Raw genomic sequence first — 22752 nt, forward strand, 5'->3', positions numbered from 1 at the left:
TCGGGGAGGGCGGCGGATACGGCGCCGGGCCGGGGTCAAAGGTCCACGTGAAGGGCGTGCACCCCTTCGGTGGTGGCCAGCACCACCACACCGTCGGGGGCCGCCACCAGGTCCTCCAGCTCGCCCGGCCAGGTGCCGGGGATCTCCGTCACCGGCTGCCCCGGCCGGTCCAGGTGGCGCACCCGCAACCGGTCCAGGTACCAGGAGCCGAGCCCTCCGGGGCGGGCGTCCTCCTCCTGGTAGACGGCGACCGCCTCGCCTCCCCACTCCACCAGGGAGGTCAGGGTGCGCGGCCCGCCCAGTTCGGCGACCAACTCCAGGTCGGGGAGCGAGTGGATCCGGCCGGCCACCGCCAGCAGGGATCGGCCGCCCACCTTCGCGGCCACGGTCTCGGAGTCGGCGTGGCTCTCCACCTCGCCCAGGTACTCGCCGTCCTCCAGCCGGTAGACGCGTTCCCTGGGGTGCTCGTAGTCGGCGAGGATGACCGGATCGAAGCCGGGGTCCTGTCCGGGCGCCACCAGGTAGTCACCGGCGAAGGACATCCGTTCGCCGCGGGCCTCGTGGCCGGGCCGGGAGTCGGTGAGGTCGGGCACGGCGGCGCCGGTACAGGGGTCCACCGCCCACCAGCGGGTCGTGCCGTCGCCGTCCTCCCCGTAGAGGAAGACCACCGCCTCCTTGTCGACCACCCGCAGCGCGACGTCGTCGGGCCACAGCTCGCCCGGTTCGGCCAGGTCGGTCTCCAACAGCGGGCTGCCGGTACGAGGGTCGCGCACGGTCACCGAGCGGCGCGAGGCCTGGATCAGCACCGTCCGCGGCCATCCCCGCCCCTGCGGGGCCCGCGCCAGGTTCACCGGCCCCTGGGCCTCGAAGGCCGTTCCCAGGGGACGGAGGGAGCGGGTGTCGAAGGCCCGCGCCTCGTACCGCGACTTACGCGGGTCCGGGTTGGGGTCGACGTCGCCGTGGACGAGGACCGTCCGGTCCGCCAGGAACAGGCGCGGAAACCGCAACCCCCTGCGCCACAGCCGTTCCGCGCGCACGAGTCGCCCTCCCCGATCTCCTGTGTCTTTCCACGCCACCCCGACGTTATCGGGTGAGGCGACAGGGCGCCTCCCCGATGCTCAAGACGGCCGCCGTGCAGCGTACCGCGCGAGACGCCCCTCCGTTGACCTCGTCGGGCGTCGTTCGCCCCCGAAAGGGGACGGATCCCTCACTCCCCCGGCCCGGAACGAGCCGAGGCGGGCGTGGGCGGGATCGTCGTGGCCACCGTCTCCGCGCGCCGGCACGCGGAGAGTTCGCCGAGACGACGGCGGGCCGTCCCCCCGTGTCCAGGAGACGGCCCGCCGGTGTTCGCCGGTGTGGTCAGCGCGGCAGACGCTCGGCCAGCCAGGCCTCCACCTCGGCGGAGGAACGCGGCAGACCCGCCGACATCACGGTCCGGCCCTCCTCGGTGACCAGGACGTCGTCCTCGATGCGCACGCCGATGCCGCGCAGCTCCTCGGGGACGGTCAGGTCGTCGGGCTGGAAGTACAGGCCCGGCTCGACGGTGAGCACCATGCCCGGCTTCAGGTCGCCGTACAGGTGCGTCTCCTGACGGGAGACCGCGCAGTCGTGCACGTCCATGCCGAGCATGTGCCCGGTGCCGTGCAGGGTGTAGCGACGCTGTAGACCCAGCTCCAGGACGCGGTCGACCGGACCCTCCAGCAGGCCCCACTCGACCAGGCCCTCGGCCAGCACCCGCTGGGAGGCCTCGTGGAAGTCGGTGAAGGGACGCCCCGGGGCGACCGCGGCGATACCGGCCTCCTGGGCCTTGTAGACCAGGTCGTAGACCTTGCGCTGTAGATCGGTGAAGGTGCCCGAGATCGGCATGGTGCGGGTGACGTCGGCCGTGTAGAGGGTGGTGGTCTCCACACCGGCGTCCAGGAGCAGCAGCTCGCCCTCGCGGACCGGACCGTCGTTGCGGGTCCAGTGCAGGGTGGTGGCGTTGGGGCCGGAGGCGGCGATGGTGCCGTAACCGACGTCGTTGCCCTCCACCCGGGCGCGCAGGAAGAAGGTGCCCTCGATGTAGCGCTCGGAGGTGTCCTTGGCCTTGGGCAGGGTCCCGGCCACGTCCTCGAAGCCGCGCGTGGTGGCGTCCACGGCCTTCTGGAGCTGGGCGATCTCCCACTCGTCCTTGACCAGACGGTGGTCGGCCAGGGTCACGGCCAGTTTCTCGTCCAGACGGGCGGACTTGGCGCGGGCCTCGGCGTCGGCGTCGGCGCGCAGCTCGTCGACGATGGCGTCGACCTCGGCGTCGTGGCCGCGCACGACGCGGGTGGTGACGCCGTCGGCGCGCAGGGCGCCGGGCAGGGTGCGCACGTCGGCGGTGGCCACGCCCAGGAGGGCGGAGGCCTCTTCGAGGCTGTTGCGGCGCCCCGTCCACAGCTCGCCGTAGCCACCGAGCCAGAACTCGCCGTTGTCACGGTCGGAACGGCCCTTGAGGTAGAGGACCGCGTCGTGGCCGCCGCCGTCCCGAGGGGTGAGCACCAGGCAGTTGCCGTCGGTGGTGTCACCGGTCAGGTAGGCGTAGTTCGTGGCGGCGCGGAAGGGGTACTCGGTGTCGTTGGACCGGGTCAGGAGCTGTCCGGAGGGGATCACCAGGCGCTCGCCCGGGAAGGCCTCGCTGAGGGCGGCACGCCGGCGGGCGGTGTGCTCGGCCTGCTCGATCGGCTCCAGGTCGCGCATCTCGGTGTCGGCCCAGCCGGTCCGCATCCACGCGGCGAGCTCGTCGGAGACCGACTGCGCCTGGCCGTTCTTGCGTGGACTGAACACGAAGGCGTCCGTCTCGGCCTCCGGGCGCTGCTGCTCGCTCACTCGTGCACTCTCCTCGTCGAGTTCGTCGAAAGGGTGGAAGCGGGTACGGGCCGCTGGTGGCGGCCCATGATCCATCGTAGGGGGCGGTACACCCGCCTCACCGCCCCCGGGACATAGCGTTGCCCATAACAACGCCCGGTGAGGGCCGGGCATGCCCGAGGGCTGGTCAGGCGCGCAGGTCGTACGCGAAGGGGATCGCCTTGGGGTAGGGCAGGTCCTCGATCGTGGTCGGGTCGACCCACCGGTAGCCGATCCGTTCGTAGAGGGCCACCGCCTCCGGCTGGGAGGGGCCGGTGAAGAGCACGACCGCCTCGTAGCCCAGGTCGCGCGCGGTCTCCTCCAGCGCCGACATGATGAGCCGGCCCAGGCCTCGACGGCGGTGTCGGGCCGAGGTCCAGATCCGTTTGAACTCGACCGTCCTCGGTCCGTCCTCCGTCGCGCCGGGGTAGGGGCGCAGCGCGCCGCCCGCGACGATCTCGCCGTCCAGTTCGGCCAGGACCAGGCGCCCGTGAGGGGCGGCGAACTCGGTGATCGGGTAGCGGCCGAGTTCGGCGGCGGCCCCCTCGGCGCCATAGCGTTCGCTGTACTCCTCCAGGAGCCCGTCCAACAGCCCCTGGACCCTCGGGTCGTCGTGCTCCACCCGCAGGATCCGCGCCGTCTCGGCGTCGGTCCCGGGTCCGTCGCTCCGGACCGCTCCGGTCATGAGATTCTCCCCTCGCCTACCGTTCCCACCGCCCGGTTCTCCACCCCGGACACACGGGTGTCCGTTTCGTCCGCCGAAATCCTACGGCTCCGGAGGCCGCGACCGGACCCCGATTTCTCCCTGGTCGGAGAGGTCTCCTAGGGTGTGCCCATGTCAGTCACCGAACGCATCCTTCTGGGACCGGGGCCGAGCAACCCCTACCCCGAGGCGACCCTGGGCCTGGCCGCCCCGCTGCTGGGCCACCTGGACCCGGAGTTCCTCGCTCTGCTGGAACGCACCTGTGATCGCCTCCGTTCCCTGTGGGGGACCGAGAACCCGCTCACACTGCCCCTGTCGGGAACCGGTTCCCTGGGGATGGAGACCGCCTTCGCCAACACCGTGCGCGACGGCGACGTGGTGGTCGTCGCGGTCAACGGCCTGTTCGGTGAGCGCATGTGCGAGGTCGCCGGTCGCTATGGGGCCCACGTGATCCGGGTGGACCACGAGTGGGGTCGTCCCGTCGACGTGGAGCGCGTACTGGCCGCCCACCCCTCCCCCGCGATCGTGGCCGCGGTGCACGCCGAGACCTCCACCGGCGTGGTCAGCGACATCGGCGCGCTGGGCCGGGCCCTGCGCGAGCGTTCCGACGACACCCTGCTGCTCGTGGACTGCGTGACCTCCCTGGGCGGCATGCCCATGGAGCTGGACGCCTGGCGGGTCGACATCGCCTACTCGGGCACCCAGAAGTGTCTGGGCGTGGCCCCGGGTCTGGCCCCCTTCACCTTCTCCGAGCGCGCCTGGGAGCGCCGGGTGCAGTCCCCGCCGGTCTGGTACGTGGACCTGGGGCTGCTGGGCGCCTACGTGCGCGGCGGTCCCGGTGGTCGCGCCTACCACCACACCGCCCCGACCGCGATGGTCGCCTCCCTCGACGCGGCCCTGGGCCGGATCGAGGAGGAGGGCCCCGAGGCGGTGGCGGCCCGTCACGAGGAGGCCGGCGCGCGGCTGCGCGAGGGGCTGACGGAGATGGGCCTGGAGCTGTTCGCGGAGGAGGGCCACCGTCTCTCCCAGTTGACGTCGGTGCGCGTCCCCGAGGACGTCGACTCGGCCAAGGTCCGTGAGCGGCTGCTGCGCGAGTTCGGTCTGGAGATCGGCGCGGGCGTGGGCCCCTACGCGGCGTCGATCTGGCGGATCGGTCTGATGGGGCACAACGCGCGCCTGGACCGGGCCGAGCTGGTGCTGGCCGCCCTGCGCCGCGTCCTGGAGCGCTGAACCGGTTACGGGCCCGACCGCCTACTCGGCGTTGGGCCCGTACCTGTTGTCGTGGTCGCGCGGATCGTCCGGGTCGGAGATGTTGCCCAGGGTCACCGCGATCGGCGGCAGGAACATCGCGATCACGCACATCGCCACCGCCCACCCCGTGCCGAACAGGTAGTACACGGGGGCGGATCCGGCGAACAGCACCAGGCACAGCCCCATGACGAGGGCGTACTGGACCTTCCTGCGTTTGACCATGTCACCTCCGGTCTCCCGTTGGTGTGGTCGTCCCTTCTTCCAGGCTATCCCGCCGGTTCGGGGACGGTCGAGCGCGTTCGGGGCGCCGCGGCGACGGTCGGAGGGCGTGTCCTCGAGCGGGCGAACGAACGCAGAGCCCTGGCCGTGTCCCTCTTCCGGTAGCCGGCCTCCAGCAGACGGCGTTCGGCGTCCTTGGCGCTGCGCACGGTGGCCTCGTCCAAGAGCAGGTTGTAGTAGCGCTCGGGCACCCGGTCCAGCCCCGAACGCAGCATCCGCAGCCCCGCCGTGGCCGCCGCGCGGGCCCCGGGGGTCTCGGGCAGCACCCCGTAGGCACGGCGCGCCCAGTCCGGCAGGGTCGTGTACGCCATCGCGCCCACCGGGAACCACAGCGGTTTGAGCGGGGCCGCCCAGGCCAGCCGTTCGGGAAGATCGGGCCACAGCAGGAAACGGACCACCTTTCGGGCCTCGGGGGTGACCCGCAGGGTGGGGCGCACCATGGCCAGATAACGGCGCATCCCGGCCAGGTCGCGCGGCACGTCGTCACGGGACAGACCCACGTAGCCGGCGGTCCGGGACTGTTCGTCCAGGTAGCGGTCCATGTCCTCCTCGCTCAACCGCAGCCCGGCCCGCCGGGTGGTCTCCAGATAGGAACAGACCTCCGCGCAGTGCACCCACACCAGGAGATCGCGCTGATCGGCCCGGTGACGACGCCCGGTCCCGGGATCGGTGAAGGTCAGGGCCCGGTGGACGCGACGGATACGCGCGCCCAACGCGTCGGCCTCGTCGGGGCTCCCATAGGTGGTGACCGCGACGAAGTGCGCGGTGCGCAGGAGACGGCCGGTGGGATCGGAACGAAAGTCCGAACGCTGCCACACCCCCTGCATCGCGATCGGGTGCAGGGCCTGGAGCATGAGCGCCCGCACCCCCGCCACCCACATGGAGCGATCGAGGTGGATACGCCAGGTGACGCTTTCGGGGGGTGCGACCGTCGGCTGCATCCTGTTCTCTCCTCCGGGTTCAGGCGGGGGGGTGCTCCGGAGCCGGGCCCGCGGACGGGGCGCGCCCGGCACGGCGGCGCCTTCCGAAGGCGTCCGACGGAAGGGGATATTTCCCATGACGGGGACACTTCGAACGTCACGACCGAGCCCGGTTCGATCTTCGGCCTCGTAGGCCCTGCCGCTCCCCCTTCACCGGCCGGGCAAACCCTGACATGACCGGAGATTGATCGAAACGGGGCAGGGTCGGGAGGACGCTGGAAGGAGAGGCACCCACAAGTGGAGCGTGCCTACCGTTCCTCCGGAAGGGGGTCTTCCCCATGGCGGACACGACCAGCGGCACCCGATTCGACATCGAGGCATTCCGTCGGGCCGTGGAGGAGGGCGACGTACGAGCCCTCGTCAGCAGGTTCGCCGACGACGCGGACATGGAGACCGTGGACCGCCGCACCCCGCCCAGCGCCCCCACCGTCATCCAGGGGCGCGACTCCATCGAGGACTTCATCCGCGAGGTCTACTCGATGGACCTGGACCACGAGGTCCTGGACTACGTGACGGACGGCGACCACGCCGCCTACACCGAGCGCTGCACCTACCCGGACGGCCTCACCGTCAAGAGCATCTCCATGCTGGACCTGTCCGACGGCGAGATCGTCCACCAGTCCATGGTGCAGGCCTGGGACGAGGAGTCCCCCGAATCCGTGCGCGTCGGCGACTTCGACGCCTCCGACGAGCGCATGGAGTTCGATCACGGGCACTCCGAGGTGGTGCACCTGGGCGGCCAGAACATCAACCGTCTCACCCTGGAACCGGGGTGGCGCTGGAGCGAGCACCTGCGTCCCGACATCGGGACCGACCTGTGCATGCTCACCCACTCGCTCACGCTCATGCAGGGCACCATGAGGTTCCGTACCTCCGACGGTGTCGAGCGCGAGCTGAAGGCCGGCCAGGTGGCGTTCGTCCCGCCCGGGCACGACGCCTGGGTCGTGGGCGACGAGACCGTGGTCGTCCTGGACCGCTCCATGGACGGCTGAGCGTCCACGTCCGGGTTCAGCCGGCCTGGCCCCGCAGATAGGCCAGGACCGCCTGGACCCGGCGGTGCACGCCGTCGTCGGGCGGCAGGTCGAGCTTGGCCAGGATGTTGCCGACGTGCTTGCCCACGGCCGCGTCCCCGACCACCAGCCTGCGGGCGATGGCGCTGTTGGAATGCCCCTCGGCCATGAGTTCGAGCACCTGTCGCTCCCGGGCGGTGAGCCTCTGGAGCGGGTCGGCGCTGCGGCGCAGCAGCTGACGGACCACCTCGGGGTCGACGAAGGTCGCCCCCTCGACGACGTTGCGCAGTACCGAGGCGAACTCCCGCACGTCCCCCACCCGCTGCTTGAGCAGATAGCCCACGCCCTTGCCGTCCCCGGAGTCCAGCAGGTCGGTGGCGTAACTCAGCTCCACGTACTGGCTGAGGGCCACCACCGCCAGATCCGGATGCTCACGGCGCAGCCGCACGGCGGCCCGCAACCCCTCGTCGCTGAAGTCCGGCGGCATCCTGATGTCGGTCACCACGAGCCCCGGCCGATGCTCGGCCACCGCCTCGACCAGCTCCTCGGCGTCGCCGACCGCGGCCACCACCGGGAAGCCGAAGCGCTCCAGCACCCCCACCAGCCCCTCGCGGAGCAGCACCCCGTCCTCGGCGAGCACGGTCGGAACGGGGGTCACTTCGCCGCCTCGGGGCGATCGTTCGTACACGGCAGCTCCACTCGGATCCGGGTCGGCCCACCCACGGGACTCGACAGATCCATTGTGCCGCCCATGACCGCGACCCGGTCCGCCATCCCCGTGAGGCCGCTGCCCCGCGCGGGGTCGGCGCCCCCGGGCCCCTGATCGGTCACCTCCACCACGAGCGTCTCCCCTCGGGGGTCCCCGCGCAGTTCGGCGTGGACGGTGACGGCCTCTCCCCCGGCGTGCTTGTAGACGTTGGTGAGCGCCTCGGCGACGACGAAGTAGGCGGTGCCCTCCACATGCGCGGGCGGGCGCCGGGGCAGATCGGTCGCGAGGGAGACCGGGACCGGGGTGTGATCGGCCAACTCGGCCAAGGCGGCGGGAAGACCCCGGTCGGACAGGACCCGCGGATGGATCCCGCGCACCAGCTCGCGCAGTTCGTCGATGAGGTCGTCCACCTTGACCTGGGCCGCCGCCACACGCAGATCGGCGGGCGAACCCTCCTCCAGATCGACCCGGGCCATGCCCAGGTCCATGCTCAGCGCCACCAGACGCTGCTGGGCCCCGTCGTGCAGATCGCGTTCGATCCGGCGACGCTCGTACTCGAAGGCGTTGGCCAGACGCGCCCGCGACTCGGTGACCTGGTCCAGTTCGGCGTAGAGCTCCTCCTTGGGCGGGCCCACCAGGAGTGCGCGGGCCACCACTCCGTGCCCGTAGGAGAGGGCTCCACAGCAGTACACGAGCAGGATCAGCACCAGTGGAGAGAGCAGAGCGTAGGGGACGGCCTCGGCCGGGCTGGTCAGCACCGTCCATCCCATGCTGACGTACTCCTCCCCGTCAGAGGCGAGGATGAGCGGGCTCGCCGCCAGGACCAGGGTCAGAGTGGTCAGGGAGCCGACCAGGACCAGGGCCAGACCGAACCCGACCGCCATCACCCCCGCATAGGCGACCTCCCGCCACGTGGACGCCTCGGTGTAGCGGGTACGGACCCACCCCCACAGGCCGGGCGGCGGGGTCCGATGGCCGCTGCCGGCGGGGCCGGGCAGGACCAGCCGGAGGCGGCGCCGTTCCAGGGCCCCCAACGGGATCGCGACCAGCGGGGCGAAGAAGAGGACCATCGCCACCCCCGCCACGAAGGTGAAGACCATGTAGCCGGCGACGGAGGTGTCGCGGCCGATCATCGAGACGAAGATCGCCCATGGCGCGTAGATCGGCGCGGCGACCAGCAACAGGACACCACCCACCATCAGGGTGGTGAGGGTGTAGGCCAGGGCCCGCCAGGCCCATCCCGTGACCAGGTAGCGCGGGCCGGTCATCGCCCGCAGCAGGGTGTCCGGCCGGGCGCCGGAGCCGATACGCGTGTTCATGACCTCCAAGCTAGGGCTCGGGCCCCGCCCGGGGACATCCGTAGGTCCCACCGATCCGGGGTGGGGAGCGCCCTACCCCGAGTGGACGGGTGGGGCACCGGACCCGCAGTTCAGAACGGTAGGGTGAGCTGACGTGAGCGCGAAACCCGTCATCCCCGATGTCCTGGCCGCCCGCTACGCTTCCGCGGAGCTGACCCGGCTGTGGTCCCCCGAGTACAAGGTGGTCGCCGAACGGCGCCTGTGGCTGGCCGTACTGCGCGCCCAGGCGCGTCTGGGCGTAAAGGTCCCGGCCGGTGTGGTCGAGGACTACGAGAAGGTCCTGGAGCAGGTCGACCCGGCCTCCATCGCCGAACGTGAGCGGATCACCCGCCACGACGTCAAGGCGCGCATCGAGGAGTTCAACGCCCTCGCCGGGCACGAGCACGTGCACAAGGGCATGACCTCGCGCGACCTGACCGAGAACGTCGAACAGCTCCAGGTCCGCGACAGCCTCCTTCTGGCGCGCGACCGCGTCGTGGCGCTGCTGGCCCGACTGGGCCGGCTGTCCGCCGAGTACGGCGAGACCGTGATGGCGGGCCGCTCCCACAACGTGGCCGCGCAGGCCACCACGCTGGGCAAGCGGTTCGCGTCGATCGCCGACGAGGTGCTGGTCGCCTACGGACGGCTGGAGGAGCTGATCGCCCGCTACCCGCTGCGCGGGATCAAGGGTCCGGTCGGCACCGCCCAGGACATGCTGGACCTGCTCGGCGGCGACCGCGAGGCGCTGACCACCCTGGAGAACGAGGTCGCCGCCCACCTGGGCTTCGAGCGGCGGTTCACCAGCGTGGGCCAGGTCTACCCGCGCTCGCTGGACTTCGAGGTGCTCACGACGCTGGTGCAGCTCGCCGCGGGCCCCTCCTCGCTGGCCAAGACGATCCGCCTGATGGCCGGACACGAGCTGGTCACCGAGGGCTTCGCCGAGGGCCAGGTGGGCTCCTCGGCCATGCCGCACAAGATGAACACGCGCTCCTGTGAGCGGGTCAACGGTCTCACCGTGATCCTGCGCGGCTACGCCTCCATGGCCGGCGAGCTGGCGGGCGACCAGTGGAACGAGGGCGACGTGTCGTGCTCGGTGGTGCGCCGGGTCGCGCTGCCGGACGCCTTCTTCGCCTTCGACGGCCTGATCGAGACCATGCTGACCGTCCTGGACGAGTTCGGCGCCTTCCCCGCGGTGATCTCCGCCGAGCTGGACCGCTACCTGCCGTTCCTGGCCACCACCAAGATGCTGATGGCGGCCGTGCGCGCCGGCGTGGGCCGTGAGACCGCGCACGAGCTCATCAAGGAGCACGCCGTGGCCTCCGCCTTGGCGATGCGTCAGGAGGGCGCGGACAACCTCCTGCTGGACCGGCTGGCCGCCGACGAGCGCTTCCCCTTGGACCGCGCCGCCCTGGACGCCCTGCTGGCCGACCGGATCACCTTCACCGGTGCCGCCGCCGACCAGGTCGCCGAGGTCGTGGCCCGCGTGGACGCCGTCGTGGCCGCCCATCCCGAGGCCGCCGCCTACAAGCCGGGCTCCATCCTGTAGCACCGCGTTTCGCGAGGGGCCCGTGGTCGGAGACGACCACGGGCCCCTTCGTATGCCGGGTGGGCCGGCCGTGTATGAGCCGGCTCACGAGAGTTAACGCTAGGTTTGAAAGTTAACACCTATTACGATCGGGGTGCCGGACCGTCTTCCGACAGGAGCCCCCATGATCGACCCCTCCTCCTTCGACACCGCCCTCACCGCCCTCGGCGTGATCACGGCGATGGTCTTCGCCTTCGGAGTGGCCGCCCTGTCCGACATGGCCATGCGCCGCCGCGAGGACCGCGCCGCCCGCTCGGACCGGACCCCCTCCCCCAACGGCTCCCACCCCTCCTAGCCCCGACCCCCGACGAACGCCCCCACGGGGCGGGCTCGGGAGGGTGGCGGGGGCGGGGGGTCGGTTGTAGGCTGGTCGGGACCGCCGTCGGGCGGTCGGAAAGGCGGGCACGAGGATCACGGCAACGACGCTCATCGCCATGAACCCTCTTATCGGGGTCTCCATCCGCGACCGAGCCTGCCCGGAACCTCCTCGCCTCGATCGACCCACCGCTCGTGTTCGGGTTCCTCGCGGCCATCGCCGCGGGGCTGTTCCTGTGCCGGGTCGCGCTGGGGATCGCTGACCTCCTCGTCCGGATCCTGGCCCACAAGGCCGGCCGACGATGGCCGGGGCTCCACGCCCGGAACGTCTCGCCACGGGCGCCCATGAGCGTCGTGAACGAGATCCACGGAGATGGGCGCGGCACCATCGTCCAGGTCGGACGGATCGACCGGCTCCACCTCCACACCGCCTCCCCGGCGGACCCCGACCCGCCCTGAGCACAAGGGTCCGCCGGCCGTGACCGGTCGCCCGACATCGCCGACCCACAGCCGAAGGAGAGCCGTATGCCCACCCCCGTCCTCGAACTCCGGGGCGTGACGTTCCGCCGGGAGGGTCGAGAGATCCTCCACGGCGTCGACATGACCGTCCACGCCGGTGAGCGCTGGGCGCTCCTGGGCCCCAACGGCGCGGGCAAGAGCACGATCCTCGGGTTCTGCGGGGCGCGGACCCACCCCACCTCCGGCACGGTCCACGTGCTGGGGCACCGTCTGGGCCGTGTCGACGTCCAGGAGTTGCGGCGCGAGATCGGCCATGTGAACCCGAGGCATCCGCTCGAATCGGCGCTCACGGTGCTGGAGCTGGTGCTCACCGGGATCACCGGCACCATCGAGACGCCGCCCCGGTGGAGCCCCACCCCCGAACAACGGGAGAGGGCGGAGGAGCTGATCCGCGAGGTGGGTCTGTCCGAGTGTCTCCTCGCGCGGTGGCCGACGCTGTCCCAGGGTGAGCGGGGCCGGGCCCTGATCGCGCGCGCCCTCATCGCCGAGCCGCGTCTGCTGCTCCTCGATGAACCGACGACCGGTCTGGACCTGGCAGCCCGCGAGCGGCTCCTGGAGACCCTCGACGATCTTTCGGTCGGTCCCGCGGAGACGACGTCGGTCCTGGTCACCCACCATCTGGAGGAGCTCCCCGAGACGACGACCCACGCGCTGCTCGTCTCCGGCGGCGCGGTGGTGGCCTCCGGTCCGGTCGAGGAGTCGGTGACGACCGAGACGATCACGCGGGCCTTCGGGTATCCGATCGGCGTCGAGCGCGTGGGAGGCCGGTGGAACGCCCGTTCGCTGCGCGGTCGCCGTCTGGAGGGTGCGGGCGCGGCCTGAGCCGAGGGGCACCGCGTCTCGGGCCGGTTCAGGTGGATTTTTTCCGTTCCGGACCGTTATGCCCTTTGTGTCGGCTAGCCTCGAGGAGATCGCCCTGTTCAGGGCGGTCTCCCACCCCTGGCGCCCGCTCCGCCTCCGTACGCTCGTGAAAGACGGAGCCCCATGTCCATCCCCCGACACCCCCCGCATACGCCCGGAGCACCCGCACGGAAGATGTCCACGGCCGCCAAGGTCGGCGTGGGCTGCGGCGGCTGCGCCGTCCTGGCCCTGATCGGCCTCGTCGGGCTGATCCTGCTCGGCATGCTCGTCTCCACCCCGGAGGGATCGGCGGCCGAACCCTCCCCCGTGGAGGAGGTCGTGCCCGAGCTGGTCGGGCTGTCCCTGCCGGAGGCCGAGGAGCTTCTGGAGGAGGCCGACCTCGACCTGGGCGAGCCGGAGCTCGTCGCCTCCGGTGACGAGGTCGAGTGGACCCGTTCCGCCATGGTGGTCTGCGCGCAGGACGTCGCCGACGACACCGCCGTCCTGGGTCTGGCCCCGGAGGGGGTCGACTGCCCCGAGGAGGACACCGACCCTCAGGAGTGGCCCGCCCTCCCCTCCTCCGAGGGGCAGGACCTCTCCGATGCCCGTGAACGGTTCGAGTCCCTGGGCCTGACCGTCGTGGTCGAGAGCGCCTTCGGCGACGTCGACGCACCGGCGACCGACGCCGCCGATCTCTCCGTGTGCGCGCAACGTCCGGACGAGGGCGAGAAGACCGCCCCGTTCGACGACGGGCTCGAAGTGGAACTGTTCGTGGTCTCCTCCGGGCAGGAGTGCCCGGCGCGGGTCGGCGACCCGAGTCCCGAGCCGGAACCGGAGCCCGAGCCCACCCCCGAGTCCGTGCCCGAGCCCGCGCCGGCCCCCGAGAGCACCCCGGAGAGCGCCCCCGCTCCGGCGCCCGCGCCGGATCCGGAACCCGCGCCCGAGCCCGCCCCGGTGGAGGGCGTCCACCCCGGGTCCTTCTGCTCGCAGCACTGGCAGTTCGGCCGGACGAACAACGGGACGCTCATGCAGTGCACCACCACCGCCGAGGACTCCCGGTTCCGCTGGCGTTCCGCCTGACCCGAGAGCCCTCGGGGCCGGAACGGAGCAGCCTCACAGAACGGCGAGCAGTTCCCGGCAGGCCGTGGCGCACCGGCGGCACGCCTCCGCGCAGAGACGACAGTGCTCGTGCGCGGCGGCGTGCCGTTCGCATTCGTCGGCGCACCGGTCACAGGCCTGGGCGCAGGCCTCCAGGACCGCCGAGACGAAGCCGTCCTCCTCCGCGGTACGCCGGACCAGGATCCGGGTGGTGGCCTCGCACAGGTCGGCGCAGTCCAGATCGGATCGGGCGCAGGAGATCAGGTCGGCCGCGTCCTCCTCGCGCATACAGGCGTCGGCGCACACCACGCAGACATGGGCGCAGTCGTCGGCGGCCTCCACCGCGGCGCTCACCTTCCCTCCCACGCCCTCGGGGTCGTCCGGGTGGGCGTACAGCATCCTTCCGATGACGCTCATGGGGCGATACCTCCCGTCTCGTTCTTCATGGACACGTCCGGATAGGAGAAGCGCAGGGCGAAGTGGTCGAGGGAGGCGGGGAGCCCCCGGTAGCGCAGGGGCGGCCCGTCGTCCGCCCTGCGCGGCGGGCCGTTCCGGATCAGCGAGCGCAGGAAGAGGGAGACCGTCAGCGGCACCAGGTCGCGCCCCGGACAGCCTGCGGGGCCGTAACCGAAGGGGAGGATCCCGGGGTCGCGTTCGGCCCGGCCGTCCCGCCAGATCTCGGGGTCGAACGTGTCCGCGTAGGGCGTGCGAGCGGAATCCCGGTGGAAGTAGGAGCTCATCATCAGGAAGGCCGTGCCCTCGGGGAAGGTCCCCTCGCGCCAGGTCGTCTCCCTGGTGCTCTCTCTGATCACCACGAGGGTGGTGGGCCACAGGCGGACCGACTCGCGCAGGGTGGCGCGCAGCAGGGGGAGGTCGTTCCCCGTCTCGGTGAGTCCCTCGTCGCGCGCGGCGTCGGCGGCCGGTCCGGCACAGGTCAGCAGGGCCAACGCGCGGTAGGTGGCGACGGCCGCGGCGTCGAAGGCGAACAGCCAATGGGCCACCTGATCCTCGGGGTGCTCCTCTGAGCCGGGGCGGCCCAGGCGGGCGGCGAGGGAGTCGGTGGCGGCCCGATCGACGTTCTCACGGACCCGGTCCAGGAAGGTCCGTCTGGTCCGCTCCGACACCGGGGCCAGGTACGACCAGTTGGCCCGTGACCTCAACGTCTTGAGGAGTCCGGTGGTGCGCCGATCCTCGGCGGCGAAGGCGCCGAAGACCACCCTGCGCGCCAGGGCGTCGAAGCTTTGGGAAAAGCGCGACCAGTCCAGCTCGGAGCCCGCGCCTCGGGCCCCGCGCAGCGCCGCCACCAGGGTTCGGGCCTCCTCCTCCGCGTGTCCGGCGATGGCGTCGGCGTCGGGGTGGACCGCCCGTCCCAGGGCCAGGGCCTCTTCGTTGGCCTCCCGTCTCAGGGCTCGGGGCCCTCCTCGGGAGATGAGGGCGCCATGGGGTTGGAAGTGGGAGAGCGCGCCCCGTTTCTCCGCCCCTCCGGGCGAGAACGGGTCCGGGGTACCGCGGAGCAGGGTGCGCACGTCCTCCGGGTTCAGGACCAGGGCCGCGCTGCGGCCCAGGTGATCCAGGGGAAGCGGGTCGTCCCCGTACCGTTCTCTCAGGGAGCGCAGGGTGGAGACGAGGCCGCGATCGAGGTCGAGCGCGGAGACGAGGGCCTCGCCCACGGGTCGGCGCACGATGACGCCGCGGGCCACCGTGGGCGCGAGCACGGACGTCACGACCCTCGCGGTCTCGGCCGGGGTCGTGCCCCTCGTGCTTCGGCGTCGTTCTCCGCCCATGCTCTCCTCCGCCCTTCGCGGCTCCGGTCGTCCCTCGTCCACGCGCCGGCTCATACGTGGTCCCGGGGGATGTGCTCGGTCCACTCCCGTGAGAAGATCCGCTCCCCCGACTCGTAGGCGTCGAGGGTGGCGTGGACCCTGAACTCGTCCTCGGTGCAGTCCAGGACCGTGCACGTCTCGGTCCTGGTGTGCCAGCCCCCTCTGGAGAAGCGCATCGTCCACGCGGTGCGCCCGCTCACCGACGTGTGGTCCTCCCCCACCGCCTCGTAGACCTCGTGGGCCTTCCTGGTCATGTCGAGGTCGATGTCGTCCAAGTGCAGGATTCCTCCGTCCTTGAGGATCTCCAGGGAGAAGCGGTCGGTGGCCATGTCCCGGTGGACCGACCAGCGGTGGTCGCCCGGACGCCGGCGGGTGCTCGGGATCGGCGGAACCGCCTCGGGCGTCCCGAACCCGTCCAGACCGTCGGTGCCGTCCGCCCTCTCGGGGCGGACCGGCAGGACGAGGGAGCTCCCCTCCGGGTGGACCGAGAGCAGGACCGGCCGCGGTGGCGGCCAGGCCAGCGGCCAATAGGAGGTCGACAGGGAGAGTCGGATCCGGTGTCCGGGCGGGAAGACCTGGGCGACCCCGTTCATGGTGATCTCGACGCGGTAGCGCTCCCCCGGCACCAGTGGACGGGGGTGTTCGTGCCCCTCCCGGTGGGTCAGGTTGAGCAGACCGTAGGTCACCCGGGTGGCGGCGCCGTCGGGAGCGACGTCGCACAGGCGGGCCGCGACCATCGCGACCGGTTCGGTCACGGAGAGCTCGGCGACCACTCGGGCCGCGCCCAGGATCTCCAATCGCCCCTCCAGGGGTTCGGTGTCGAAGACCAGGGAACCGCCGTCCTCCTCCCGCTGGTCATAGGGCAGGTCGGGCGGGGCGCTGTAGGAGGCCCACTTTCCGGCGAACTGCCCGACGGACAGCGGCGAGCGCACGGTCCGCGTCGTGATGTTCCTCCGTTCCTCCAAGGGAAGGAGGCGGTACTCGGAGAGGGAGAGGGCGTGGTCCTCGACCCCCGCGGAGGGCCGCCCGGGTTCGTGGACCCAACGTCCGGGACGTTCCACGTAGGAGGTGGAGGGCGGAACGCTCTCCTGCATCCAGGCCCAGAGTCCGGTCTCCCGGTCGACGCCGTTGTCCCTGCCCTTGGTCCAGTGGTCGAACCAGCGGACCACCTCTTGGAGATAGCCGATCGCCGGGCCGGGGTACCCCATGTGCGGATATCGGTGCGACCACGGGCCCACCAACCCCTTGACCGGAGCGTCCGAGTGCTCCAAGAGGCGGAGTACGGCGTTGGAGTAGCCGTCCGCCCAACCGCTGGAGGCCAGGACCGGACAGCGGAGATCGCCGTAGTCCTCACACACGGACGCGTGCCGCCAATAGTCGTCCCTGCGCTGATGCCGTAGCCATTCCACGACCCAGGGCCTGTTGGCCTCCAACCGTTCCAGCCACATGCGCCGCCATGCGGGGCCGACGATCTCGGGGTCGGGCGGGCAGGTGGCGTAGGCGAAGGTCGTACCGGACTCGGCCAGGTTGTCCGAGAGCAGACAGCCGCCCATGTAGTGGAAGTCGTCGCCGTAACGGTCGTCGGTGAAGGAGGAGGCGGCGATGGCGCGCAGGCTCTCGGGGCGGCGCGCGGCCACTTGGAGCGCGGCGAAACCTCCCCAGGACAGCCCCATCATCGCGGTGGAACCGTCACACCAGGGGCGTTCGGCCAACCAGGCCAGTACCTCCTCGGCGTCCCGCTGTTCGCGTTCGAGGTACTCGTCGGTGAGCACCCCTTCGGAGTCCCCGGTGCCGCGCAGGTCGACTCGTACGCAGGCGTAGCCGTGGCCGGCGATATAGGGGTGGTGCATCGAGTCGCGCACCGCCGTCAGATCCCTGCGCCGGTAGGGAATGTATTCGAGGACGGCGGGTACGGGCCGGCGTTCGGCGTCGCGGGGCAGCCACAGCCGTCCGGCCAGGGTCACACCGTCCGACATGGGGATCCGGACGTACTCCTCGGTCCGGATCTCGTGGGGTGTCCGTTCCACCCACCGCATAGGGGACCTCCTCCCGTCACACGATGTCGCCGCCCCGGACCGTCTCGTCCTCGAACTCGAACCGGAGGGCCTTGACGCAGCGTTCGTACTTGGCCTGGATCTCCAGTTCGTCCTCGCCCCCGGTGACGACCTTGGCCAGTTCGTAGCTGTAGCCGTCCTGAGCGAACATGTCGGAGAGACGCCGACCCGCCTCCGGCACGATCTGGATCCGCACGCCGGGCAGGGTCCTCTCCAACGCCCGTACCTCCTCCGTGGTGGGAACCCGGGAGACCACGCCGTCCCGGAACCGGCGGTGGTACCACTCGGCGGCCACCGGGTATCCCTTCTCCCCGACGTCGGAGAGGTCGGGGTCCTCCCCCATCGCCAGGCGGAGCATGCGTTCGTGGTTGGCCACCCCGTCCACGAGTTCGAACAGGGCGGTGTGGCTCTGGGAATGTCTGGGGTTGATCTCCACGATGCCGACCTGGTCCTCGATCGGGTCGTAGAAGAACTCGACGCTGAACGTCGTGGAGTCCAATCCGTGGTGTTCGACGACCTGTTCGGCGATGTCGACGAGACGCCTTCGTATCTCCCCCGGCATCGCCGAGGGGTACTGGTGCCGTAGGAAGACGGGGGTGCCGGGGAAGTCGACGGAGTCCAGCACCGCGTACACGACGGCCCTCCCCCGGTACACGTATCCCTCGACGGCGATCTGGACCCCGTGCAGCGCCCCCTCGGCCAGGCAATGGTGCCGCCCGGCCTCGGCGACCTTCTCGGGCGGATCCACCCGTTCCATGATGCTCTCGAAGGGCCGGGAGAACCGGTCGATCCCCTCTCTCAGGCGCTCGACCGCGCGGGCCAGGCCCCGGTCGTCCTCCACCCGGAAGGCCAGTTCGGAGGAGGCCGACTTGATGGGCTTCATCCACAGCGGGTACCCCACCTCCGGCCGGGGGTCGTCGAGATCCAGGTCGACCAGGGCGAAGGGAGGGTGGGCGTCGGTCACCTCCGCCTGGAGGAACCTGCTCCAGTACTTGTGCTCGCAACGGACGACCGCCTCCAGGTTTGGCCCGGGCAGGCCGCGTTCGGCGCACAGGATCGGTACGAGCAGGGTGATGGGGAAGTCGCGGTAGCCGATGATGGCGTCCACGGGCCCGTCGAAGTCGTCCAGCACCCTTCGAGCTGCGTCGAGGGTCCGTTCGACGTCGATCTCGCCGAACTGGAGCTCCTCGATGCTCAGCAGACGATGGAATCGACAGTCCCTCCCTGTCGGGGTCCTTCTCAACAGGTCGTGGTTACGTTCGTCCATGCCCATGACGAACACGTTCCTCATGGCCTCGCACCGCCCTTCGCACGTGGTCGTGGACGTTCGAGAGGGGGTCTGTCAACGCGACTACCCGGGTCACATGCGTCTCATACGTACCGATCTCGCGTTTTCCGTCGAACCTCGGCACCTCTCCGGCCCGCTGTTTCCACGACGCGGGCGTCGGGTAGCCGTACTCCCACATCCACCGTCCACCCACCCGACCGAACGGAGACGGCGATGCGCGGTCCGACGACCTTCCCGGCTCCGCCCGAGCGGAGACGATCCCGACGCATGGACGGAGAGGTCGTGCTCGTGACCGGGGGCTCGCGCGGCCTCGGGTTACGTCTGGCCCACGAGTTCGGGACACGCGGCGCCTCGGTGGCGATCTGCGCCCGGGGGCGGGAGCGCCTGACCCGGGCCGTGGCCGAGCTCACCTCGCAGGGGATCGACGCCCAGGGGGTGGTGTGCGACGTGACCGTCCCGGAGGAGGTCGAGGTCCTTCCCGAGGAGGTGGTCGCCCGCTTCGGCCGTTTGGACGTCCTCGTGCTCAACGCGGGGATCATGCGGGTGGGCCCCTGGGAGACCCTGACCGAGGAGCACTTCGCGCAGGCCCTGGACTCCATGTTCCTGGGACCGCTGCGGCTGGTCCGCGCCGCGTTCGACCCGCTGCGCGAGAGCGGCGGAAGGATCGTGACCATCACCTCCATCGGCGCCTACCTGTCCGTCCCGCACCTGATGCCCTACACGGTGGCCAAGCACGCGGAGGCGGCCCTGTCGGAATCCCTGGCGGCCGAGAGCGCGGGGACCGGGGTGCGCGTCACCACGGTGGTGCCGGGGCTGATGCGCACCGGATCACATCGGGGGGCGGTGTTCGACGGCTCGCCCGAACGCGAGTACGCGTGGTTCGCCCTTCTCGCGGGGCTGCCGCTGCTGAGCGTGGGCGCCGGGAGGGCCGCGCGTCGGATCGCCGACGCGGTCGAGCGGCGCCGGGGCTTCCTCGTTCTGACCCCCGCGGCCCGACTGGGCATGGCCGCCCACGGCTTGGCCCCGGGGCTCGTCCAAGCGTCGATGTGCCTGATAGGACGCGTGTGGCCCGACATTCCGAGCGAGCCGCGGGAGCTTCCGGGTTCGGAGGCCGCACGCAGCCTCAAGGGGCGCGCGGTGGGCGTGGTGACCTTCCTCAACGAACGGGCGGCCCACAGGCTCAATCAGGTGTCCCGCACCCGACAGACGCGCGGTGTCGGGGCGCGACGGTGACCGGCACGGTGAACATCGACCACCCCTGAACCGGGAGGACGACATGACACGTTTCGGATACTTCCTCGCGAGCGAGGAGCACGGACCGAAGGAGCTGGTCCGGCAGGCGCGGGCCGCCGAGGAGGCCGGGTTCGACGCGCTGTGGATCTCCGATCACTATCATCCCTGGCTGGACTCGCAGGGGCAGAGTTCGTTCGTGTGGTCGGTGGTCGGCGCGATCGGACAGGTCACCTCGCTGCCGGTGACCACCGCCGTCACCTGTCCGACGACCCGGATCCACCCGGCCGTCGTGGCCCAGGCCGCGGCCACGGCCGCCGCCATGACGAACGCCGGCTTCGTTCTGGGCGTCGGTACGGGTGAGGCGCTCAACGAGCACATCCTCGGCGATCCCTGGCCGCACGCGGCCCGGCGGCTCGCCATGTTGGAGGAGTCCATCGAGGTGATGCGCCGTCTCTGGGAGGGCGGCACGGTCAGCCATCGGGGCGAGTTCTACACCGTGGACACCGCGCGTCTGTACACGCTCCCCGAGGAGCCGCCGAAGGTGTACATGTCCGCGTTCGGGCCCAAGGCCACCGCTCTGGCGGCCCGGGTCGCGGACGGCCTGGTCCAGGTCTCCCCGGCCCCGGACACCATCGCGGACTTTCGAGAGCAGGGCGGCAGGGGCCCGGTCCAGGGCGGGCTCAAGGTGTGCTGGGCCGAGGACGAGGGGGAGGCGGTGCGTACCGCGTACGAGCGTTGGCCCACCGAGGCCCTGGTCGGGGAGGCCTCACAACTGCTGCCCTCGCCCCGCCACTTCGAACAGCTCACCTCGGGCCTGGTCACCCCGGAGATGGTGGCCGAGCAGGTTCCCTGCGGTCCCGATCCGGAAGAGCACGTCGCCGCGTTCGAGCCCTACCTGGAGGCGGGCGCGGACGAGGTCTACGTCTGCCAGGTGGGCGACGACCAGGACGGTTTCTTCGACTTCTACGCGAGAGAGGTCCTGCCCCGGCTCCGCGCCTCCGGTTCCTAGAGAGCCGCGCCCCCTTACCGACGGGTGCCCACGCGCGGCCCTCGACGGGGCCAATGTGGCAGCAAGAGTCGCTCAAAACCGGACATCGGTGTTTTCCCGCCCCTGGAACCCGGGCATCGTCGCTCTCGACGCCTCCGTACCGTCCTCATCCCCCGCCATCACCGGACGGCGGCGGGGGCGTACGGCCGGCGACGTCACGTCGACCGACCCGTCGAGAGTCGATTCGTACACCGATGGACCGGGAGGCTCCAGATGCACTCGTCAGTGAGCGCCACCGCACCCACGAGGGAAGAGCGCGACTCCGATGGCGAAGCGCCCCGCGAACCTTCGGCGGAGGCCTCCGCCGAGGAACTGCTCTCCGTGTTGATGGAGCTGGATCAGGAGGATCCGCTGGCCGTGCGCCTGCGTGAGCGCGTCATGGCGCACTACGGGCCGCTACTGAACCGGATCGCCCACCGTTATCGAGGTCGGGGCGAGGACGTCGAGGACCTACGACAGACCGCCCATCTGGGGCTGGCCAAGGCCATTCGCGGCTACGTTCCCGAGCGGGGCGGGGCCTTCATCTCCTACCTTCTGCCCACGGTCACCGGGGAGATCAAACGCCACTTCCGCGACCACACGTGGGCGGTCCACACCCCCCGGGACCCCCAATCCCGCCGACCCCGTATGCGACGTGCGCGGAGAGAACTGGAACAGCGGCTGGCCCGCACCCCGTCCAACGCCGAGATCGCCCGGGAGATGGGACTGGAGGTCAAGGACGTCGAAGAGATCCTCCTGGTCTCGGAGGCCTACAACACGCTCTCCCTGGACGGCCCCGAACCCCACGGGCAGGACACCTCCATCTCCTGGCACCGGTATCTGGGTGTAGAGGACCACGAACTCGGCCTCGTGGTCGATCGTGTGTCGGCGTGCTCCGCCCTCCGGAGGCTCCCCTCTCGAGAACGGCACATCCTGAAGCGCCGTTTCTTCGACGAGTGGAAACAGGACCGTATCGCCGAGGAGGTGGGCTGTTCCCAGATGCACGTCTCCCGGCTCCTCTCGGGGGCGCTGAGCAGACTCCGTCGAGAGTTGACCGAGGAGGACCCTCCGCCCGCCGGCCGTCCCGGGCGACCCCGCGTATGACCCCCTCCTCCATTCCTTAGGTTCTAACGGTCGTTGCAACACCCCATCTCTGAAGGGGTGCGATGAACGACTTCCAGATCCGGGACCGGTCGGTCAACCAGGGCCGGACAAAGCTCGTCCGTGAGCGGGAGGAATACTTCCGGCTCATGGAACAGGGCTACAGCAGCAGAGAGGCCTGCCGGATCGTCGGGATCAATCGGCGCACCGGCAAGGTCTGGCGCAATGGCCGCCACCCGCACAAAAGCCTGGCGAAGGCCGTACCTCCCATCCGGAGGCCACGGTCCTCGCCAGGCTCTTCGCGTTTCCTGAACGAGGAAGACCGCGTGCGGATCGCCGACATGCTCCAGGCCAAGTCCTCGATCCGCTCGATCGCCGCCGAGCTGGGCCGGGCCCCGTCCACGATCGGCCGCGAGGTCCGCCGCAACCGCTCCTACTACGCCACCGCCAAGAAATACCGGTACGGTCCCCACGCCGCCCAGACCCGCGCCGAGAAGCGCAGGAGGCGACCCAAGCCCCGCAAACTCGACGCCAACCCGCGGCTGCGCGAGTATGTCCAACAGCGCCTCCAACAGCGCTGGAGCCCCGAACAGATCGTTCACCTGCTCCGCCGGGACTTCCCCGACGACCAGGAGATGCGTGTGAGCCACGAGACGATCTACCAGGCCCTCTACATCCAGGGCCGCGGCCAACTGCGCCGCGACCTGGCCAAGCTGCTGCGCACCGGACGCA

22 protein-coding genes are annotated in these 22752 nt (G+C 71.0%); 11 read left to right on the forward strand and 11 right to left on the reverse strand.

The genetic code is table 11. The features are described 5' to 3' along the window. Window positions 1-35: 35 nt before the first annotated feature. The 3 genes from TR33_RS25325 to TR33_RS25335 form a co-directional block, all read right to left on the reverse strand. Entirely contained in the window at window positions 36-1037 is a 1002-nt protein-coding gene (locus TR33_RS25325) for a hypothetical protein (protein ID WP_014908225.1), read from the reverse strand. Between the two features lie 322 nt (window positions 1038-1359). Next, a complete protein-coding gene (locus TR33_RS25330) occupies window positions 1360-2850 on the reverse strand; it encodes an aminopeptidase P family protein (protein ID WP_042285986.1) in 1491 nt (496 codons plus the stop codon). Between the two features lie 166 nt (window positions 2851-3016). Next, a complete protein-coding gene (locus TR33_RS25335; protein ID WP_014908719.1) occupies window positions 3017-3553 on the reverse strand; it encodes a GNAT family N-acetyltransferase in 537 nt (178 codons plus the stop codon). Window positions 3554-3703: 150 nt separating this feature from the next. On the opposite strand from TR33_RS25335, the gene TR33_RS25340 reads away from it, so the two are divergent. Continuing rightward, window positions 3704-4801: a pyridoxal-phosphate-dependent aminotransferase family protein gene (locus tag TR33_RS25340; RefSeq protein ID WP_017535239.1), complete on the forward strand. Its 1098-nt coding sequence runs from the start codon at window positions 3704-3706 to the stop codon at window positions 4799-4801. A 21-nt stretch (window positions 4802-4822) separates the two neighbouring features. On the opposite strand, the gene TR33_RS25345 is transcribed toward TR33_RS25340, so the two are convergent. After that, on the reverse strand, window positions 4823-5044 hold the full coding sequence (locus TR33_RS25345; RefSeq protein ID WP_014910199.1) for a DUF3099 domain-containing protein: 222 nt from the start codon (window positions 5042-5044) through the stop codon (window positions 4823-4825). 44 nt (window positions 5045-5088) lie between these two features. Further along, window positions 5089-6042 carry an oxygenase MpaB family protein gene (locus tag TR33_RS25350; RefSeq protein WP_014908204.1) on the reverse strand — a complete coding sequence of 318 codons (954 nt, stop codon included), beginning with the start codon at window positions 6040-6042 and terminating at the stop codon, window positions 5089-5091. A 317-nt stretch (window positions 6043-6359) separates the two neighbouring features. Here TR33_RS25350 and TR33_RS25355 point away from each other — a divergent pair, with 317 nt between their 5' ends. After that, window positions 6360-7073 carry a nuclear transport factor 2 family protein gene (locus TR33_RS25355; protein ID WP_017535237.1) on the forward strand — a complete coding sequence of 238 codons (714 nt, stop codon included), beginning with the start codon at window positions 6360-6362 and terminating at the stop codon, window positions 7071-7073. A 16-nt stretch (window positions 7074-7089) separates the two neighbouring features. Here TR33_RS25355 and TR33_RS25360 read toward each other — a convergent pair whose 3' ends face one another. Both TR33_RS25360 and TR33_RS25365 read right to left on the reverse strand, forming a co-directional pair. Continuing rightward, window positions 7090-7749 (reverse strand): response regulator, encoded by a 660-nt coding sequence (locus TR33_RS25360; protein ID WP_017535236.1) that lies wholly within the window; start codon window positions 7747-7749, stop codon window positions 7090-7092. Then, window positions 7746-9119, reverse strand: coding sequence for a sensor histidine kinase (locus TR33_RS25365; protein ID WP_199806198.1), 1374 nt, complete (start codon window positions 9117-9119; stop codon window positions 7746-7748). Before TR33_RS25365 ends, TR33_RS25360 begins: the two co-directional genes overlap by 4 nt. Before the next feature lie 133 nt (window positions 9120-9252). On the opposite strand from TR33_RS25365, the gene purB reads away from it, so the two are divergent. The 5 genes from purB (at window position 9253) to TR33_RS25385 (ending at window position 13476) form a co-directional block, all read left to right on the forward strand. Beyond that, a complete protein-coding gene (gene purB / locus TR33_RS25370) occupies window positions 9253-10683 on the forward strand; it encodes an adenylosuccinate lyase (RefSeq protein ID WP_042285993.1) in 1431 nt (476 codons plus the stop codon). Window positions 10684-10846: 163 nt separating this feature from the next. Then, the gene (locus TR33_RS27040) at window positions 10847-11017 is read left to right on the forward strand and encodes a hypothetical protein (protein WP_199806199.1); all 171 of its coding nucleotides are present in this window, start codon (window positions 10847-10849) and stop codon (window positions 11015-11017) included. Between the two features lie 215 nt (window positions 11018-11232). Continuing rightward, window positions 11233-11496 carry a hypothetical protein gene (locus tag TR33_RS25375; protein WP_017535232.1) on the forward strand — a complete coding sequence of 88 codons (264 nt, stop codon included), beginning with the start codon at window positions 11233-11235 and terminating at the stop codon, window positions 11494-11496. A gap of 66 nt (window positions 11497-11562) precedes the next feature. Beyond that, complete coding sequence (locus TR33_RS25380; RefSeq protein ID WP_042285995.1) at window positions 11563-12378, forward strand: ABC transporter ATP-binding protein; 816 nt, start codon at window positions 11563-11565, stop codon at window positions 12376-12378. Between the two features lie 162 nt (window positions 12379-12540). Beyond that, the gene (locus tag TR33_RS25385) at window positions 12541-13476 is read left to right on the forward strand and encodes a serine/threonine kinase (RefSeq protein ID WP_084570339.1); all 936 of its coding nucleotides are present in this window, start codon (window positions 12541-12543) and stop codon (window positions 13474-13476) included. Window positions 13477-13509: 33 nt separating this feature from the next. Here the strand turns inward: TR33_RS25385 and TR33_RS25390 are convergent, their stop codons facing one another. The 4 genes from TR33_RS25390 to TR33_RS25405 form a co-directional block, all read right to left on the reverse strand. Beyond that, window positions 13510-13911 (reverse strand): four-helix bundle copper-binding protein, encoded by a 402-nt coding sequence (locus TR33_RS25390; RefSeq protein WP_014908409.1) that lies wholly within the window; start codon window positions 13909-13911, stop codon window positions 13510-13512. After that, on the reverse strand, window positions 13908-15218 hold the full coding sequence (locus TR33_RS25395) for a cytochrome P450 (protein ID WP_234305963.1): 1311 nt from the start codon (window positions 15216-15218) through the stop codon (window positions 13908-13910). The genes TR33_RS25390 and TR33_RS25395 overlap by 4 nt, the downstream gene beginning before the upstream one ends. Before the next feature lie 110 nt (window positions 15219-15328). Beyond that, window positions 15329-17353 carry a CocE/NonD family hydrolase gene (locus TR33_RS25400; protein WP_017535229.1) on the reverse strand — a complete coding sequence of 675 codons (2025 nt, stop codon included), beginning with the start codon at window positions 17351-17353 and terminating at the stop codon, window positions 15329-15331. Between the two features lie 16 nt (window positions 17354-17369). Then, on the reverse strand, window positions 17370-18662 hold the full coding sequence (locus TR33_RS25405) for an ATP-grasp domain-containing protein (protein WP_042285997.1): 1293 nt from the start codon (window positions 18660-18662) through the stop codon (window positions 17370-17372). Window positions 18663-18872: 210 nt separating this feature from the next. On the opposite strand from TR33_RS25405, the gene TR33_RS25410 reads away from it, so the two are divergent. The 4 genes from TR33_RS25410 to TR33_RS25425 form a co-directional block, all read left to right on the forward strand. Continuing rightward, window positions 18873-19892 carry an SDR family NAD(P)-dependent oxidoreductase gene (locus tag TR33_RS25410; protein WP_042286000.1) on the forward strand — a complete coding sequence of 340 codons (1020 nt, stop codon included), beginning with the start codon at window positions 18873-18875 and terminating at the stop codon, window positions 19890-19892. A 43-nt stretch (window positions 19893-19935) separates the two neighbouring features. Then, complete coding sequence (locus tag TR33_RS25415) at window positions 19936-20901, forward strand: TIGR03557 family F420-dependent LLM class oxidoreductase (protein ID WP_042286007.1); 966 nt, start codon at window positions 19936-19938, stop codon at window positions 20899-20901. Window positions 20902-21165: 264 nt separating this feature from the next. Further along, window positions 21166-22023 carry a sigma-70 family RNA polymerase sigma factor gene (locus TR33_RS25420; protein WP_017535225.1) on the forward strand — a complete coding sequence of 286 codons (858 nt, stop codon included), beginning with the start codon at window positions 21166-21168 and terminating at the stop codon, window positions 22021-22023. Between the two features lie 62 nt (window positions 22024-22085). Continuing rightward, the coding region (locus tag TR33_RS25425) for a helix-turn-helix domain-containing protein (protein ID WP_042286002.1) at window positions 22086-22752 on the forward strand (667 nt) is incomplete at its 3' end.

This window comes from Nocardiopsis alba, from assembly GCF_000710955.1.
Taxonomy (GTDB): Bacteria; Actinomycetota; Actinomycetes; order Streptosporangiales; family Streptosporangiaceae; genus Nocardiopsis; species Nocardiopsis alba.

Coding starts and splice junctions, on each gene's coding strand:
- TR33_RS25385 (WP_084570339.1), top strand. CDS start 12,541: ATGTCCATCCCCCGACACCCCCCGCATACGCCCGGAGCACCCGCACGG.
- TR33_RS25335 (WP_014908719.1), bottom strand. CDS start 3,553: ATGACCGGAGCGGTCCGGAGCGACGGACCCGGGACCGACGCCGAGACG.
- TR33_RS25345 (WP_014910199.1), bottom strand. CDS start 5,044: ATGGTCAAACGCAGGAAGGTCCAGTACGCCCTCGTCATGGGGCTGTGC.
- TR33_RS25340 (WP_017535239.1), top strand. CDS start 3,704: ATGTCAGTCACCGAACGCATCCTTCTGGGACCGGGGCCGAGCAACCCC.
- TR33_RS25355 (WP_017535237.1), top strand. CDS start 6,360: ATGGCGGACACGACCAGCGGCACCCGATTCGACATCGAGGCATTCCGT.
- TR33_RS25400 (WP_017535229.1), bottom strand. CDS start 17,353: ATGCGGTGGGTGGAACGGACACCCCACGAGATCCGGACCGAGGAGTAC.
- TR33_RS25380 (WP_042285995.1), top strand. CDS start 11,563: ATGCCCACCCCCGTCCTCGAACTCCGGGGCGTGACGTTCCGCCGGGAG.
- TR33_RS27040 (WP_199806199.1), top strand. CDS start 10,847: ATGATCGACCCCTCCTCCTTCGACACCGCCCTCACCGCCCTCGGCGTG.
- TR33_RS25350 (WP_014908204.1), bottom strand. CDS start 6,042: ATGCAGCCGACGGTCGCACCCCCCGAAAGCGTCACCTGGCGTATCCAC.
- TR33_RS25415 (WP_042286007.1), top strand. CDS start 19,936: ATGACACGTTTCGGATACTTCCTCGCGAGCGAGGAGCACGGACCGAAG.
- TR33_RS25365 (WP_199806198.1), bottom strand. CDS start 9,119: ATGAACACGCGTATCGGCTCCGGCGCCCGGCCGGACACCCTGCTGCGG.
- TR33_RS25390 (WP_014908409.1), bottom strand. CDS start 13,911: ATGAGCGTCATCGGAAGGATGCTGTACGCCCACCCGGACGACCCCGAG.
- TR33_RS25405 (WP_042285997.1), bottom strand. CDS start 18,662: ATGAGGAACGTGTTCGTCATGGGCATGGACGAACGTAACCACGACCTG.
- TR33_RS25410 (WP_042286000.1), top strand. CDS start 18,873: ATGCGCGGTCCGACGACCTTCCCGGCTCCGCCCGAGCGGAGACGATCC.